Genomic DNA, 15704 nt, shown 5'->3' on the forward strand with positions numbered 1-15704 from the left:
AACACGGGTGATCACGATAGCGTCTTCCAAGCGATATTCAGCTGGCTTTGTAGCGTTCACGAGCGCGCATTACCTCGGCGCGATATTGTACGGTCCAGGCGTGTAGCGCCCGAAGGGGTGCTTCCAGGGTGCGACCCAACGCGGAAATTTCATAAGCGACGGCGATCGGCGAAAGGCTGACGATGCGCCGTTCAATAATTCCATTGGCCTCCAGGCGCCTGAGGCACTGTGTCAGCGCCTTTTGCGTGACGCCGTCCAACTGCCGTCTCAACGCATTGAAACGCAGCGGGCCATCGCACAGCGCACCCAACACCAAGATAGACCATTTGCTCGCGATCTCATCGAGCAACAACCGATCCTCGACGAGGTTCTCATTCGCAGAGTCAGGAGGGATGCTTTGCATGGGATACTCCAGGCTACCAGGTAGCATCAAGGTGCGTAATTGACTGCTGGTATACAGATTATACTTAAGGGCGCCTGACATGAAAAGGAGTTCAAATGTCCGCCCAGAAATATGAGACCATCCTTGTGCACCGCGAAGGCGCCGCCGCCTGGGTAACGATCAACAATCCCCCGCTCAACATCCTCGATGCGCGCCTCATGACGGAGATCAACGATTTTGCCGGACATGCTGCCAAGGACGACACTCTGAGTGTGATTGTCTTCCAGAGTGCCGATCCAGACTTTTTCATAATCCATGGCGACATGAACTTCGTGAAACAGCCGGAGGCGCTCATGTCGCTTCAGCTTGGTGATGCAGGTACCGAGGGGCTCAACCCGATGATGCGACTGCACGAGAGGCTTCGCGCTCTGCCCCAGATTACGATCGGCAAGCTCGCCGGCTACGCACGGGGCGGCGGCGCAGAGTTCCTGTCGGCGCTCGATATGCGTTTCGCCGCCAGAGGCATTGGCGGCATTGCCCAAATGGAGGCTTTGATTGGCATTATTCCTGGTGCAGGTGGAACGGCGTATCTTCCACAGCTTGTCGGGCGGGCGCGCGGCTTGGAAATTGCCGTGGGTGCGACATTGTTCGATGCCGACCTGGCTGAGCGTTACGGCTGGATAAACCGGGCACTCCCTTCGGAAGAGCTTGACGCGTTTGTTGACGGCCTCGCCAAGGCAATCGCGTCACGAGCGCCGGGAATGGTACGTGCCGCCAAGCAAGCGATCGATGCAAGTTCCAAAGATTTGACGAAAGCACTGCAGATCAACAACGAACTGCTCGGCCAGACTTTTGCTGCGCCGATGGCGACTGCACTCACTCTGGCCGCACTGGAGGCCGGAGCTCAGACGCGTGAGGGCGAGAAGAAACTCGAGGAAACGCTGTCTGCTTTGTTGTGAAGGGTTGCTGGCGGCTTGACCGCCGGCAATTACCACCATTTCGGGGCGCCGTGGGAATCTCTGCAACAATACCCGCTCAGGGTTTTGGTCGAGGTGGCGGGAAGCAAACCCGGCGACCGAACCAATCGACCGCGGCTGCCAGCCTTACGGCAATTGCAGGAGCAACTGCCTGACGGGCCAAGGGATAGACAAAACTCCGGCGCATGGGGATATAGGCGAGGTCCGTGGCCCAGACCTGGTTCGGTTTGGTCACCGCCAGCTTGCGCAGGATATAGGGATAGATCTTGTGGCCCCGCGTCGGTCTCGAGGTATTCGCGCGCGGGTAGATCGCCTCTATCCCCGTGCGCTTCATCAGGTAACGATCCGCTCGCTCGGTCAGGCGGTCCTGCGCCAATTCGCGAAGGTGCTGCGTCGGCTTCTTCTGCGAATGCCAGGCATATTCCGTCTCGATGGCGAGGTGCGCAGCCGGGAGACCCGCATAGAGCCGGAAAGAAATCGGTACCCCCAACGCCTCCCGCGTAGACATCGGCGAAACTGTGGCCAAAATGCCACAATGTTTCCATTGTGCCCGGCATTTTCGTTTTGCCGATAGAGGCTTCGCAATGCCGGTATCGGGCGTTCTCCCCGCCAGCTCACAATACGCCATTCCCTCCTGCTGCGTCGCAGCTCGGCCCGCCACGGCCGCGCCGCCGGTCGCGCCGGGGGGAGGCGATTTCGGGCATGAGGCGGGACCATGGGGCATAGGAAGACTTCGAGTGCGGCGGCATCCTCGGGCAGACGATGTGAAGCGGGTTCGGCAGCGGCCTGGTTTGCGCCGCCCGGCAGGACGTCGAGCCATGCGGCCCGCCTGACGTCTCTGTCCCTCACCACGGCATTGGCCGCCATTGTGGCGACGCTGGTGTCGCCGGGAGCGGCGGAGGCCGCATGCACGACGACGACCGTGAGCCACGACAAGACGATGAATTGCTCCGGCACGGTCTCCGGAGGCGGATCCGTCTATGCGAGTTCGGGCACGGCGACGGTCAATCTCAACGGCGGCACCTACACCAACAGCGGCGGCGTGGGGATCCAGGGCAGCGGCAAGAACGGCGTCACCCTGACCACCACCGGCACCAACAGCGTCACCGGGTCGGAGGACGGTATCCGGCTCGGCTCGTCGGACGGTTCCGTCACGCTCGATTATTTCTCGGCAAGCGCGACCGGCAATGACGGCTTCGGCATTATCGTCAACGCCCCGAACGGCGATATCGAGGCCAATTATTTCAGTGGTTCGGCCACCGGTTACGGCAATTCCGGCCTTCGCCTCAATGCGGGCGGCGACATCACCGCCAACAGCTTCAGCGGCACGGGCACGAGCGACACCGGCGCCGGCGTGCGGTTCGACGCCGATGGCGACGTGACCGCGAACGACTTCTCCGGCTCGGGCATCAACACCGGCGGGAACGGCAACGGCGTTCACTTCGTGGCGGGCGGCAGCATCACCGCCACCAATTTCGGCGGCACGGGCACCAGCGCGAACGCCTCCGGCATCCGCCTGGAAGCGGGCGAAAACATCACCTTCACGTCCAATGCTTCCGCGAGCGCCAGCGGCGGCGACTATGGCCTGTGGGCGGCCAGCAGCAGCCTGTCATCGGGCATCGTGAGCATCACCACCACCGGCGGCTCGTTCAGCGGAACCGCCGATGCCGGCGCCTATCTCGCCGGGCCGACCGTGACGCTCGACGCCACGGACACATCGTTCTCGGGCGGCACGGACGGCGTCGCAGCGTCCGGCGCGAATGTGCAACTGACTTTCACCAACGCCACCGTCACCGGCGATGCCGACCAGGACGGCGTGGGCAGCGGCATCCGCATTTCCAATGCGACCACGGCGCAGGTCACCGTCGGTGCCGGCTCCACCGTGACCGGCTCGGGGCAAAGCCTGGACGATGCGGTCATCTCCATCACGAGCAGCGGCTCCTCGACCATCACCGTCGGCGCCGGTGCGCTGGTGAGCTCGTGGCATTACACAGGCGAGGGGGATTCGGCGGGGCTGGCCACCGCGGCCGGCGACATCGCCATCGCCACCAGCGGCGGGGCGACGACGATCGACAATGATGGCACCATCATCGGCCGCGTCAGCCTCACCGACAGCAACGACACGTTCAACAACAACTCCTCCAACACCTGGATCACCGTCGGCGACAACCAGTTCGGCGCCGGCAACGACACGGTGAACAATGTCGGCCGGACGGAGACGGCGGTGCAGGGGGCGGTAGCGGAAACCACCAACTTCTACGGCCTCGAAACCTTCGTCAACGGCGATCCGGATTCGGAGGCGGCCGGTCTCCTCACGATGATCGACGAGACATCCGGGCAGATCGCTTTCGACGGCGCCCGCGACGTCACCTATGTCAGCGGCGTTTTCGACGGTGTCGGCAACAGCACCGTCGGCCTCGACACCTATCTGGGCAAGGCCGGTTCGACGTCGGACGTGCTCGCCATCGGCGGCCTGGACGAGGACGGCAATCTCATCGACGGGGCGGTCACGCTCGGGCAGACCGCCTTGCTCATCCATGACGTGAACAGCGGCGCCGGCGCCTTCAATCTTGCCGGCATCGAGGTGGTCGATGTCGAGGATTCCTCCGGGGTCACCTATGGAAAATATGATTCGAGCCACACTGCGAGCTTTGTGATCTCACCGGAGTCGGACGATTATTCCACCGAATTCGGCGGCGTCATCGACAAGGGGCTTTTCTTCTACGACCTCGCCGTCATCGGCAACGACCAATATCTCGTAGGCCTTCCCGATACCGAAGCGTTCCAGCTCCCGAAGCTGGTCACGGGCGCGCAGAGCATCTGGCAGGAGACTTCCAGCCTGTGGCTCGGCCGTCAAGCCGACCTCAGATCCTATCTGGACGGTTCGCAGCGCGGCACGCCCGCCTCCAAGGCCACCGGTGCCGATCCCCGCCAGCCCGCATCCGCCATGCCGGGTGTGTGGGTGAAGATGATCGGCAGCTGGAGTTCGAGAAATGCGTCGAATTCCTTCACCGCCTATGGCCACACCTATCATTACGATACCGGATACCGTCAGGACCAATACGGCTTCATGGCGGGCATCGATTTCGCCAAGGAGGGGGTCGGCTCTACCGACGGCACGCTGCTTTTCGGCATGCTGGGAGGATATGTCACCTCCAACCTCGACTTCCATTCAAGCCCCAACTCGGCCGACTATACCGGCGAGAGTGTCGGTGCCTACGCCTCCTACCTCAATTCAGGCTGGTTCGTGGACTCCCTGTTCAAGGCGGATTTTCTGTCCCTGACGTATAAGGCGCCGACCCTGGTTTCCATGGGGTATTCGGGGCAGTCCACCAATGCACGCAACCTCGGCTTCGTCCTCGATGCCGGCTACCGCATGCAGATGGGCACGAGCGGCTTCATCGAGCCGTCGGCAACGCTGAATTACGTCAATACCACTATCGACAAGATCGCCTTCGGAGACGGGACCACGGCCGATTTCGGCGGCAATGACAGCCTGCGGGGCGGCGTCGGCGCCCGGCTCGGCCTTCGGGCCTACGACACGGCGGCCTATGGGGTGGAAGCGAGCCTGACCGGCCGCCTGTGGTATGAGTTCGAGGGCGACAATGCGGTCACGCTGCTCAATCCCGGCGATCCTTTCGTGGCGACCGACAAGTTGAAAGGCCTGTTCGGCGAGGCGGGCGTCGGCCTCAAGGTGTTCGGGAAGGACAATGGCTGGAGCGGCTTTACCGATGCCAGCGCCCTGTTCGGCGAAAAATACGTCGCCGCCAGCGTCAAGGCCGGCCTGCGCTATCAGTGGTGATCCTGCCGGGCGTGCAAGCGAATTCCGGCGGATCGGGGATTGGGACGGTCACTGCGGCGGATTGCGCGCCCCTTTCGGGAGGCGCTTTCCGTCTCGGTGATCATCTGCGGACAAAGGGTCTGGTGGCAAGCGATGGCAATAATCGATCCCAGGCAACGATAACTCGCAAGAAAGGGAAGGGCCTGCGTGCGGCTGAACGAACCCGGCCCGGCCGCTCTCATGGGAGCCGTCATTGTTCTGATCTTGCTCTTTTTCGGAATTTTCGTCTGGTTATACCTATTTTTTCATCCAGCAAACGTCACAATGGAGGCATGACATGGAGCCGTTCATGTGTCGCTATGAAGAATTGTCGAAAGAGGATCTGCTGAACGAAATTCGAAAGAAGGAGAATATGATTCTCATGCTTTCGATGGAGGTGGATAAGACCTATTTATTCGACAGGGCGTCCTACGATGCCACAAAGTTATTTGTAAAGGACGCTCAGGACGCCTGGCTGATGACGTTCATATTTTCGTCCCTGTTTATAATGGCGGGCATTTCCACCGGGCTGCAAGTGTACAGCTCGACGTTTATCTCCATCGTCTGGCTGGTCCATTGCCTGGCGCAGTGGCGAAGCGACCGGCATTGCCCGTGACGCCCTTCGTCCTGGCCTGAGGGACGCGGCGTGGCAAAAAATCGCGCTTCGATGGAAGCGCGATTTGCTCTGGTCTAGCGGGCGAAAGTTCGGTTGTTCAACGCGCTCTTCAGGGTCTGGGACGGCAATTGGCCGTAGCGCCGTTTGTAGAGGCGGGCGAAATCACCCAGATTCGTAAAATACGCGCCCGCGACGCCGGTCAGATTTTCGCCGTCCCTCGCAAATTGCAGACGCCGGTGCACCGCTTCAAGGCGCCGGAGCGTCACCCATTGCATGGGCGTCCTGTCGAAAGCCGCCCGAAACGCATATTGCAGACGACGAGACGACAGACCGGTGACGGCCTCGAGATCGGTCAGCGTAATCCGGCGCGCCAGATTGGCGTCGATATAGTCGCATGCCGTGTCGATGGCCGTCCGCGACTTCTCCACCGGGCCTGTGTCCGCCAGCAGCAATTGCGGACACATGACATAGAGGGCAGCCCGGAGAATGGCATCATCGAAGCCAGCCCGCTCGATAAGGGCCGCGTCGCAATTGAGGGTGTCGAGGAGGGCGCAGTGCTGAATCAGGAGGCGGCCCAAATCCACGCCTTGCGCCTTCAACTTCAGGGTGCGAGGCGCGGCGAAGTCGAGCGCTTCGAAGGAGGCGGACCGGGGCCGCCCGCCGATCATGGTCGCCACCATCGGCTCCAGCACGGCAGGGTCGATATCGATGCCGATGACGGAGCGCGCGGTCGAGGAGGCCCTGCATCCGATGGGGGGCAGGAATACGCCGGATCTGCCCTTTTCCCATTCGAGCGTTCGGCCGCCGCTCTGGGTCACGGTGGCGCCGTGCAGCGGAACGAGCAGGATGCCGAGGGGGGTCTGGCCTGCGTCCGCCGTCAGGGCGGACGATGCGCTCGCCACGAACCGGGCGTTCCGGGTTCTGACGACGGCCGCCTTGCTGAAGAATTGCGCCGAGCCGTTCGCCTGCCGGTACGACACGATCGACATGTCCGACAAGGCCTCCGACATCCGGTCCGGATTCTTGAAGGCGGTATGATTGCCGTTGCTGAACGCAAGCTGCGGGGTCTGCCGAGTGTACACCTGTCTCGATTCCGTCTCAGTCGTGTCGGCCGGTCTGCTTTCCGTCGGCGATGGATACCTTCGTCCGCGGCATGATCGTCATCGCCGGTCGAGGCTCGGCCCGATCGTCGGTCTCCGGCCTGCATTGGTAGCGACGCCGGGCGGCCGACAGGGCCGCGGCGGAGGATGTCGATGGAAGCCAAGCCGCCGCGATATCCGGTTCCGTCCGGCAGCGGAGGGGCGCCGGACACGGCGCGAGGCGTTGCGAGTCGAAAGCAGCGCCTGGAGCTCGTCATCTGCGACGAGAATCGCTGCCGAGACCGGCAAAAGACGAGGGACGGAAGCAAGAGATTTCATTCGCCCGCTTATATCAATGTAACACCCGGCAAACGTGCCAAATTTTTATCGAAACTTAAATGTTTTAAATCATATAAATTTTTATATATATTGAACGCGATCTGAGCGACATCCTTGCGGGACGGCGCAGTTGCGCGACGGGCTCGGCGGCGGGTCAATCTGTAAGCGAAGGCGTGGAGCGGCCCGCCACTTGCAAAAAGGCTTCGGCGTCGTCAGGTGGCGACAGGGCGTGCGCTTCGACCGCTGCTCTCCCTCGGCCCGCTTCTGGGCGCGGGGACTGAGCGGCCGTAGCCTCAGCCAGGCTCGATATCGCCGCCTCTCTAGCCTGGATGTTCGGCCGAAAATGCACGCGCCGCCATCAGGACGGGCAGCAGGCGCCTTCCCCTCTCCGAGAGGCGATATTCGACGCGCAGCGGCTTTTCCCCAAAGTCGGTGCGCTCGATCAGGCGATCCTGCTCCAATTCGCGAAGGTGCTGCGTCAGCATTTTCTGCGAGATGCCGGGCATATCCCGCCGCAATTGCGAGCTGCGCAGCACGGGATCGGCGTAGAGGCGGAAGAGGATCGGCAGCTTCCAGCGGCCCTGCATCATCCGCACCACCCGGATCACATGCGCGGCCGACCCCTCGGGCCCGAGGCAGGCGCTGCGTTCCTCATCGGTCGCAGGCACTTTTAAGTGCGTACTTGTCTCGCCCGTCATCGCGCTCAACCTAGCAGGGATCAGCGGCAGAGAGTGGGTTTTCGACGATGGATTTGCAATTGGACGGCAGGAAGGCGCTGGTCACCGGCAGCAGCAAGGGGATCGGCGAAGCCGTGGCGAGGAAGCTCGCCCTGGAGAAGGCGATCGTCATCGTCCATGGCCGGGACAGGGCGCAGGCGGAACGGGTCGCCCATGACATCGTCGCGCAGGGCGGACGCGCCCATGCCGTCATCGGGGATCTCACCGACGACGGCGCGGTGCAGCGCCTGGTCGGGGAGGCGGAAGATCTCGCCGGCGGCATCGACATCCTGGTCAACAATGCCGGCGGCTCGGGTGGCGCCAGGGAGGGCTGGGCCGATACCCGGCCGGCCGCGTGGGCGGCCGCCTTCGACCGCAACGTCCTGGCCGCGCTGCGGGTCTCCACGCGCCTCCTGCCTGCGATGCGGCAGGCCGGATGGGGACGCGTGATCAATATTTCGAGCCTGGCGGCGACGATGCCGCCGCCCACGGCGCCCGACTATTCGGCCGCCAAAGCAGCCATGAACGCCATGACGGTTTCGATGGCGAAGGCGGTGGCGGCGGAGGGGGTCACCGTCAACGCCGTCTCTCCCGGCACCATCCACAGCCCCGCCCTCGATATCCGCTTCCGTGAAGTGGCGGCGGAGCGTGGCCTGGCCGAGGCAGACGCACCGTGGGAGGCGATCGAGCGTGCCGTCCTGCCGATCTTCGCCCAGGTTCCCGTCGGCCGGGTCGGCCGGCTGGAGGAGATCGCGGCTGCCGTCGCCTTCCTCGCCAGTCCGAGCGCGGGCTACATCACCGGCATCAACCTGCGGATCGACGGCGGTCTGTCGCCCGGCCTCTAGCGGGTTGCGACCGGGGTGGTCCCGCGCGGCTACGTCTCGAAGCGGCTCGTCGGGTCGCGATCGCGGTCGTATCGCCGCGCCAGCGGGAAGGGCGGCAGCCAGGATTCGCGGCGCAGGATCCAGCTCTCATAGGTCGGCATCAGCTGGTCGGGGGCATCCAGCGATCCCAGGTTCACTTCGATTTCGTCGCCGCTGCGTGCGAAGACCGAGGAGCCGCAGCGGGGACAGAAGAACCGCCCGGCATAGTCGCGCGTCTCGCCCTCGATCGCCACCGCGTCCTGCGGGAAGATGGCGGACGCGTGAAAGAGGGCGCCGTGATGCTTGCGGCAGTCGAGACAATGACAGAGCCCGACCCGGTAGGGACGTCCCGACGCCACAAGCCGGACATTGCCGCACAGGCAGCCGCCGGTGAATCGCTCCATACCGCCTCGCCTCCGAAATCGTGCGGGGGAGTCCCGCAATGAACCACCGTGACAGATGCGCGAGCCGAGACAAGCGGGGGCAGCGGCGTCGCCGGCCCCACCGACGGCCGAGCGGCTCGTCCGGCCCCCTGCCGCCTCCCCCAAGGCAGCCAGATTACGTCTAGGGCGAAACGGACTCCTTTCCAAGGCGGCGGAACGGAGCGCGACGTCGGGATCGGGCATGTTTTGCCTCGGCTGCCTCTCGTATTGCTCTTCCGGCGCTCGGCGGCCGAGCTTCTGGAGGCCTTCGGGCCGGTGCGCCTCATTCGGAACATCCGCTCCCGCTTCGGCCTGCGCGACAGCCTCGCGCTCCTGAAAGAGGCCTTCGCCGGCCCTCTGCCGGCACGGTATTATCCCCTGCTGCTGCCCTGGCGCCCTTCGGGGCGATGGCGCCGGCGCCGCCGACCGAAGTCAGCGTGACGTTCGGGGGGAGGGGGAAGACGGCGCCCCCTCCTTGGCATGGCGGCGGCTCGGGGACATCGGCCAGGTCCGACACGTGGAACCTGGCCCCGAACCCGACGCGGCTCGCCGCGCTGTTCGCGTCGGGAAACGGGGGCTCGCACCTGCTATGGCGCCGAAGCGAAGAGCGGAGCGTTGTTGAGGGCAGAGGCCCTGACCTGTTGAGATCATCGCGCGCCGACAGGGGCGCATGCCGCCGTTTGCCCAACCTCCCGCGCGGGATGCTCGGCGCCTCCGCGCTCGTCGTAGCTGCGCTGCGCCGCCAGGATTTCCGGTGAATGATCGGAGGCCCAGGCGTAGAGGGCTTCGAACGGCGCTCGAAGCGAGAGGCCGAGAGGGGTAATGGAATATTCCACCGCCACCGGCGAGCTTGCGATCACGCGCCTGTTGACCAGCCCGTTGCGCTCGAGGCGCCGGAGCGCTTCGGTCAGCGCCTTGTGCGTGATGCCGTCGAGCCGCCGCATGATCGCGTTGAACCGCGAGGGCCTCGGGCAGAGGACCGTCAGAATCAGCACCGACCATTTATTGGCGATCTGATCGAGGACCGGCCGCGCCGACTGCACCTCGGCGAAGGGCTGGTGCTCCATGATGGAAGGTTGAGGCAATGGCGGCTCCTGTCCGAACAGAGGAGATATACGATATATATTTGGTCCACGATTTCAATATGCCGGGGGCGGGTCGCCACCCGCGGCGGCCGATGTCGTATGGGCGCCCAAGGCTCCGCCCGTATATCTAGGCACCGCACGGTGCGTAATTGTGCTTTGGAATGAAGGACTTATCTTGAGTTCTCGTACATTGACGGGAGCAGAGATCTTGGCCCAATTGACTGGAAAGACCGCCTTGGTGACCGGCGGAAACAGCGGCATCGGCTTGGCGGTCGCCAGGCGTTTCGCCGCAGAGGGAGCGCGCGTCTTCGTGACGGGTCGGCGCCAGGCCGAGCTCGACGAGGCGGTTCGCGTCATCGGCGGCGACGCCGTGGCGATTCAGGGCGACGTCACCAGCGCATCCGATCTCGACCGGCTGTTCGCCACCATCGCGGAGCGCGCCGGCAAGCTCGATATTCTCGTCACCTCCTCGGGACGCGCCGAGCCGGCAAGCATCCATGACATCACCGAGGATCACTTCGACGGGATTTTCGACCTCAATGTGAGGGGCATGGTGTTCACCGTGCAGAAGGCGCTGCCGCTGATGCCGCCGGGCGGCGCGATCGTGCTCATCGGATCGATTGCCGGTGCGATCGGCACGCCGGCATATGGGACCTATGGCGCCAGCAAGGCCGCGGTCCGCGCCTATGCGCGCACATGGACCAACGAACTCGCCGAACGCGGCATTCGCGTCAATGTGCTCAGCCCCGGGCCCATCGACACGCCGATGTTCGACGCGGTGAGCGACGCGTTCCGGAAATTCGTGACGGACAGGATCCCGCTCGGCCGCATGGGCAAACCCGAGGAAGTCGCCGCCGCTGCGCTGTTCCTCGCGACGGATGAAAGCAGCTTCATAGCCGGCGCCGAGATCGTCATCGACGGTGGCATGAATCAGGTTTGAAGCGGATGTGTTCGAGCGCGGCGCCGCCCGCATGGGGCGCCGCGCCGTCTTCTCATCGCGCTCAAGCCGGCGAGGCCTCGTCATAGGCGCGCTGGGCCGCCAGCACGGCGTCCATATTGCGTTCCGCCCAGTGCGCGAGGGCCGATACCGTCTCGGTCAATGTCCGGCCGAGCGGGGTCAGCGCATATTCGACGGTGACGGGAACCGTCGCGAACACCGCGCGCGAGACGAGCCCGTCGCGCTCCAGCTTCTTCAGGGTCTGCGACAGGACTTTCTGCGAGATGCCCTTGATGTCGCGCCGGATGTGGTTGAAGCGCACCGGGCCCTCGTCCAGACGGTCGAGGATGAGCACCGCCCATTTGTCGGCGAGGCGGTCCAGCACCAGCCGCGTGGGACAGCGGTTCTCATAGACATCATAGGCGTGCTGCATCATGGCCATCGTCATCGGTCCGCATCGGTTTCCAATCGGAAACCATGTGAGCAAAAAGTGCCCTCTTTTAAGTTTCCATGCAAATGGTATCTATCGTTTCGATAGATGGTTTCAAATGGAAACCGAGGAGAGATGTCATGGCGAAGGTTCTTGTGATCGGGGCGACCGGCACGGTCGGCAAGCATGTCGTCGAGGGGCTGCTGGCGAAGGGCGAGGCGGTCAAGGCGGCCTCGCGCACCGGAAAGCCGGTCGGGGACGCCGAGCGCGTCGTGTTCGAATACGGCAAGCCGGAGACCTTCGAGGCTGCCTTCGAAGGCGTCGACCGGGCCTATGTGCTGCTGGCCTCGGGCCATGTGGATGCGAAAGGCCTGCTGCTGCCGCTCATCGCGGCCGCCGCGGCGCGCAAGGTCAAGGTGGTCCTGCAGAGCGTGCTGGGCGTCGATGCCGATGATGCCATCCCCTACCGACAGGTGGAAATCGCCCTGGAGACGTCGGGCACGCCCTATGTCATCCTGCGTCCCAACTGGTTCGCCGACAATTTCCACACCTTCTGGAAGCCCGGCATCGATCACGGGCAGATCGCACTGCCGGCCGCCGACGGCAAGTCGAGCTTCATCGACGCTCGCGATATCGCCGCCGGCGCCGTGGCCGCACTGACCTCGTCCGATTTCGACGGCCGGGCGTTCAACCTGACCGGGCCGGAGGCTCTGTCCTATGCGGAGGCGGCGCTCATCCTCTCGGAGGTCATCGGCAGGCCGATCGCCTACAACGCCATCGACGACGCCACCTTCATCGGCATTCTGACCGGTGCGGGGGTTCCGGCCGACTACGCCGCCTTCCTCGCCTCGATCTTCCATCCGGTTCGCGCCGGCTGGACGGCGGCCGTCACCGGCGATGTCGAGACGCTGACCGGCAGGCCGCCGCGCTCGCTGCGGACCTATGCCACCGACAATGCCTCGCTGCTGAAGGCCTGATAGGGGCCCCGCTCCGGCCCGATCGGCTGCCTGTGCAGCCGATCACGGCGCACCGTCCGCCGGCCGAGGCGGCGCTCTTCCCCTTCGGCAAGAGTGGGGTCAGCGGACCGGCGGCCTGTGATCGCCCGGCACATCATGGCTGCCGTCCAACGGAACGAAGCCGGCCCTGGCAGCGCGGCGGAGATGCGAGCGGACCACCAGCCGATGAAAGGGCGCAATGGCCGTGAGGTAGATGCGGCCGATGCGGTTGTGGCACCGAACGGCAGTGGTGGCGAAAACGAGATCGGGGCCGCCGATCGGCCTTTGCACCATCAGGGAAATCCGGAAATCCAAATGCCGGTCGTCCTCCCCGAGGATCAATTCGTCATCATGGGATGAGAGCACCCGGAAGAAGTCGATGCGGTCGCCGCCTTCGGAGGACCGGCGCAGATCGCCCGTGGTCCTCAGTCCGAAACAGCGGACAATGCCGTCCCGGATCGATAGGAGGGCTTTGAACCAGAGCGCCGGCTGGCCGAGAACGGCGTGGGCGATGGTGCGAATATCGGCGTTCGAGCCAGCAGGAAGCGCCGCCACGAAGGAATCGAGCAGATCCGCGTCCTCGTACCAGCCAGCCATGCGGCTTTGTTCGGGCGGCGCCAGCCGGGTGACGATCGGGGAACGCATCATGGCAGCACGATAGCTTGGGGATCGTCGAGCTGCAAAGGCGGCTGTCAGGGATATTGCCGGGCTCGCTTTTCGGCCGCCCCGGAATGACGGTCGCCATTCGATCCGAACGCATCACGTTCGAGCATGTCGACGATGGTCTGGGTTGCCACCGACAAGCGGCTGTGGCGCGGGTAGCAAACCGACCAGCCGGGGAACACCGGCAGATATTCCGTCAACAGGAACTCGAGCTCGCCCTGGTAAGCCATCGCGTTCGGTTCCAGCACGAAGGCGATCCCGATCGACTGCCGCGCGGCATTCACGGCTATGTCGCAGTGGGAGACGGTCAACGGTCCGGCAACATCGACCAGGGTGGTGCAGCCATCGATCTGGAAGGCCCACCTGTACGGATGCTCCGTGTTGGGCTGCCGCCACTGGATACATCGGTGCCGGAGGAGGTCCGACGGTGTTGCGGGTCGTCCGTGCCGAGCAAGGTAGTCTGGTGAAGCGACGACGACGTGCCGGACAGGATTGCCGACCGGCAAGGCGCATGTCGAGGGATCGACCGCTTCCGTCAGCCTGATATCCAGATCGAAGCCGCTGCGCACGATGTCGATGATGGCGTCATCGACCACGATATCGAGGTGAATATCCGGGTAGACCCGATTCAGCTCTCCAAGCCGCATTTCCAGCAAGCTCGTATAGGCCGGCCGAGGCACATGCAGGCGGACCAGGCCCGATGGCTGTGCGCTCAGCTCATGGAGGTCGACCACCGCGGCCTCCATCTCGTCCATCGCCGGCTTGAATTTGTTGAAGAGACGCACGCCGGCGCCCGTCATGGCGACGCTGCGCGTGGTTCGGTGCAGCAGTTGGACCCCGAGCCGTTCTTCCAGCTTCTTGACGGTCTGGCTGAGCGACGATGGCGCGATCCTCAAATGCTTTGCGGCGCGTGCAAAACTCCGCTTTTCGACAACGGCGACGAACGCGGCAAGTTCGGCATAGTCGGATCCGCGCATTATACTCCAATACCCTCATAAACTCGTCGGATTATAGCGGATAGACGCCATGGCGCAATGCCGCCAGAACAAGCGCCGGCTTGGTCCGAGAGGCGCGATCCCCGCTGTGCAAGCGCCGCTGTCCGGAGCCTCGGCAAGCCGACGAGTGCCGACAAAAGGAGAGCTTCCGATGTTCCACGCCCTGAAAACTGCTGCTCTGATCCTCACGGCGGGCTTGATCGCCGCCGGCAGCGCGCAAGCCCGACCTGCCACGCCGGCGGCAGCCGTCAAGCTGTGGCGGCTGGACTGCGGTTCCTTTACGGCTCCAACCGACAATTTCTCGGATATCTTCGGGCATCCGGGGCAGCGGGGCGCGTATGTCGACAGCTGCTATCTCGTCCGTCATGGGAAGGATGTGATGTTGTGGGACGCGGGTCTGCCGCGTGCCCTTATCGGCCGACGGGCTGATCCCTCCCTGCCGATCCGCATGACGTTGATCCGCTCCGTGACGGATCAACTCGCCGCGCTCGGCCTGAAGCCGTCCGACGTCACTGTCCTCGGCATCAGCCACAATCATTCCGATCACACCGGACAGGCGGCCGATTTCCCGAACGCCCGCCTGCTGATGGCCGGCGTCGACTTCGAGGCGTTGACGCATACGCCTCCGCCGTTTTTCACCGATCCGGCTTCGCTCTCTCCCTGGCTTGCCGGCGACGGCAGGAAGGAGCTTGTCTCGGGCGACCACGACGTCTTCGGCGATGGCACCGTCGTGATGGTGGCGCTTCCGGGGCACACGGCTGGCAACCATGGCCTGCTGGTTCGCCTCGCTCACCGCAGACCCGTTCTCATCTCGGGAGATGCCATTCATTCGGCGGCACAATTGAAGACCCGCGCCGTGTCGCCCTTCAATGCGAGCCGATCCGACTCCCTCGCGTCGATCGACCGGATGATCGGAATCATGCGCGCGACACACGCAACGCTGGTGACCGAGCACGACCCGGCTTCCGTCGCAAAACTTCCCGTCTTCCCAGCCGCTGCCGACTGACGGACGAGACGACAGGCCAAGGGGCGACGGCAGCTCCGCCGATCGGCGGCCGGTGAGCGGCGAGCGTCTTCTCGCCTCCTTGGCAGCCAGCGCTGCTTTCGCCTTGAAGGCCGGGTGTGGTTCCGGCGCGGCCATCTCGGCATCTTCTCTGCTGTTCGCCAAGCCATCTTCCCACGGATCGGTGCAGGCACCGCTTCCCGGCCCGCTCCGGCGCCCTTGGCGGCAGCGCCGTGTCCTGCCTGCTTTGACAGGAACTTGACAGGAAAGGCGCTGGCCCGGCGCCCGCTTTCCCCGAAAATCCCGAGGAGACTCAAATCCTTACACCAGAGTGCGCCCCTGTGGCCAACGCCGGCGTTCCAAACAGGACAGTTCGCACCTT

Annotated in this window: 15 protein-coding genes and 1 pseudogene; 7 read left to right on the plus strand and 9 right to left on the minus strand. The window is 64.1% G+C overall.

Annotation, left to right across the window (positions count from 1 at the left end; genetic code table 11):
- Window positions 1-37: 37 nt before the first annotated feature.
- A complete protein-coding gene (locus J3R73_RS02425) occupies window positions 38-403 on the minus strand; it encodes a winged helix-turn-helix transcriptional regulator (RefSeq protein WP_307422058.1) in 366 nt (121 codons plus the stop codon).
- A gap of 95 nt (window positions 404-498) precedes the next feature.
- Between J3R73_RS02425 and J3R73_RS02430 the strand changes: the two genes are divergently transcribed.
- Complete coding sequence (locus J3R73_RS02430) at window positions 499-1341, plus strand: enoyl-CoA hydratase/isomerase family protein (protein ID WP_307422060.1); 843 nt, start codon at window positions 499-501, stop codon at window positions 1339-1341.
- A 106-nt stretch (window positions 1342-1447) separates the two neighbouring features.
- Here J3R73_RS02430 and J3R73_RS02435 read toward each other — a convergent pair.
- Window positions 1448-1696: pseudogene (locus J3R73_RS02435) on the minus strand (hypothetical protein); the annotation flags it as partial.
- A 378-nt stretch (window positions 1697-2074) separates the two neighbouring features.
- On the opposite strand from J3R73_RS02435, the gene J3R73_RS02440 reads away from it, so the two are divergent.
- On the plus strand, window positions 2075-5161 hold the full coding sequence (locus J3R73_RS02440) for an autotransporter domain-containing protein (protein WP_307422061.1): 3087 nt from the start codon (window positions 2075-2077) through the stop codon (window positions 5159-5161).
- 316 nt (window positions 5162-5477) lie between these two features.
- Window positions 5478-5795, plus strand: coding sequence for a hypothetical protein (locus tag J3R73_RS02445; RefSeq protein WP_307422062.1), 318 nt, complete (start codon window positions 5478-5480; stop codon window positions 5793-5795).
- Between the two features lie 74 nt (window positions 5796-5869).
- Here the strand turns inward: J3R73_RS02445 and J3R73_RS02450 are convergent, their stop codons facing one another.
- Both J3R73_RS02450 and J3R73_RS02455 read right to left on the minus strand, forming a co-directional pair.
- On the minus strand, window positions 5870-6784 hold the full coding sequence (locus tag J3R73_RS02450) for a helix-turn-helix domain-containing protein (protein WP_307422063.1): 915 nt from the start codon (window positions 6782-6784) through the stop codon (window positions 5870-5872).
- Window positions 6785-7533: 749 nt separating this feature from the next.
- Window positions 7534-7911, minus strand: a complete 378-nt coding sequence (locus tag J3R73_RS02455; RefSeq protein WP_307422065.1) for a winged helix-turn-helix transcriptional regulator — start codon at window positions 7909-7911, stop codon at window positions 7534-7536.
- Between the two features lie 47 nt (window positions 7912-7958).
- Between J3R73_RS02455 and J3R73_RS02460 the strand changes: the two genes are divergently transcribed.
- Window positions 7959-8774: an SDR family NAD(P)-dependent oxidoreductase gene (locus tag J3R73_RS02460; protein WP_307422067.1), complete on the plus strand. Its 816-nt coding sequence runs from the start codon at window positions 7959-7961 to the stop codon at window positions 8772-8774.
- A gap of 29 nt (window positions 8775-8803) precedes the next feature.
- On the opposite strand, the gene J3R73_RS02465 is transcribed toward J3R73_RS02460, so the two are convergent.
- A complete protein-coding gene (locus J3R73_RS02465; RefSeq protein WP_307422068.1) occupies window positions 8804-9196 on the minus strand; it encodes a GFA family protein in 393 nt (130 codons plus the stop codon).
- Between the two features lie 665 nt (window positions 9197-9861).
- Window positions 9862-10281, minus strand: a complete 420-nt coding sequence (locus J3R73_RS02470; RefSeq protein WP_307437025.1) for a winged helix-turn-helix transcriptional regulator — start codon at window positions 10279-10281, stop codon at window positions 9862-9864.
- A 226-nt stretch (window positions 10282-10507) separates the two neighbouring features.
- Here J3R73_RS02470 and J3R73_RS02475 point away from each other — a divergent pair, with 226 nt between their 5' ends.
- Window positions 10508-11239: an SDR family NAD(P)-dependent oxidoreductase gene (locus J3R73_RS02475; RefSeq protein WP_307422071.1), complete on the plus strand. Its 732-nt coding sequence runs from the start codon at window positions 10508-10510 to the stop codon at window positions 11237-11239.
- A 61-nt stretch (window positions 11240-11300) separates the two neighbouring features.
- Here J3R73_RS02475 and J3R73_RS02480 read toward each other — a convergent pair whose 3' ends face one another.
- Window positions 11301-11678 carry a winged helix-turn-helix transcriptional regulator gene (locus J3R73_RS02480; protein ID WP_307437028.1) on the minus strand — a complete coding sequence of 126 codons (378 nt, stop codon included), beginning with the start codon at window positions 11676-11678 and terminating at the stop codon, window positions 11301-11303.
- Between the two features lie 128 nt (window positions 11679-11806).
- On the opposite strand from J3R73_RS02480, the gene J3R73_RS02485 reads away from it, so the two are divergent.
- A complete protein-coding gene (locus J3R73_RS02485) occupies window positions 11807-12643 on the plus strand; it encodes an SDR family oxidoreductase (RefSeq protein WP_307422073.1) in 837 nt (278 codons plus the stop codon).
- A 99-nt stretch (window positions 12644-12742) separates the two neighbouring features.
- Here the strand turns inward: J3R73_RS02485 and J3R73_RS02490 are convergent, their stop codons facing one another.
- Together J3R73_RS02490 and J3R73_RS02495 are read right to left on the minus strand one after the other, a co-directional pair.
- Window positions 12743-13309: a DUF2867 domain-containing protein gene (locus J3R73_RS02490; RefSeq protein ID WP_307422075.1), complete on the minus strand. Its 567-nt coding sequence runs from the start codon at window positions 13307-13309 to the stop codon at window positions 12743-12745.
- Between the two features lie 44 nt (window positions 13310-13353).
- The gene (locus tag J3R73_RS02495; RefSeq protein ID WP_307422076.1) at window positions 13354-14301 is read right to left on the minus strand and encodes a LysR family transcriptional regulator; all 948 of its coding nucleotides are present in this window, start codon (window positions 14299-14301) and stop codon (window positions 13354-13356) included.
- Between the two features lie 169 nt (window positions 14302-14470).
- On the opposite strand from J3R73_RS02495, the gene J3R73_RS02500 reads away from it, so the two are divergent.
- Window positions 14471-15325, plus strand: coding sequence for an N-acyl homoserine lactonase family protein (locus J3R73_RS02500; RefSeq protein WP_307422078.1), 855 nt, complete (start codon window positions 14471-14473; stop codon window positions 15323-15325).
- Window positions 15326-15704 lie beyond the last annotated feature (379 nt).

It is taken from the genome of Labrys monachus (assembly GCF_030814655.1).
GTDB classification, from domain to species: Bacteria; Pseudomonadota; Alphaproteobacteria; order Rhizobiales; family Labraceae; genus Labrys; species Labrys monacha.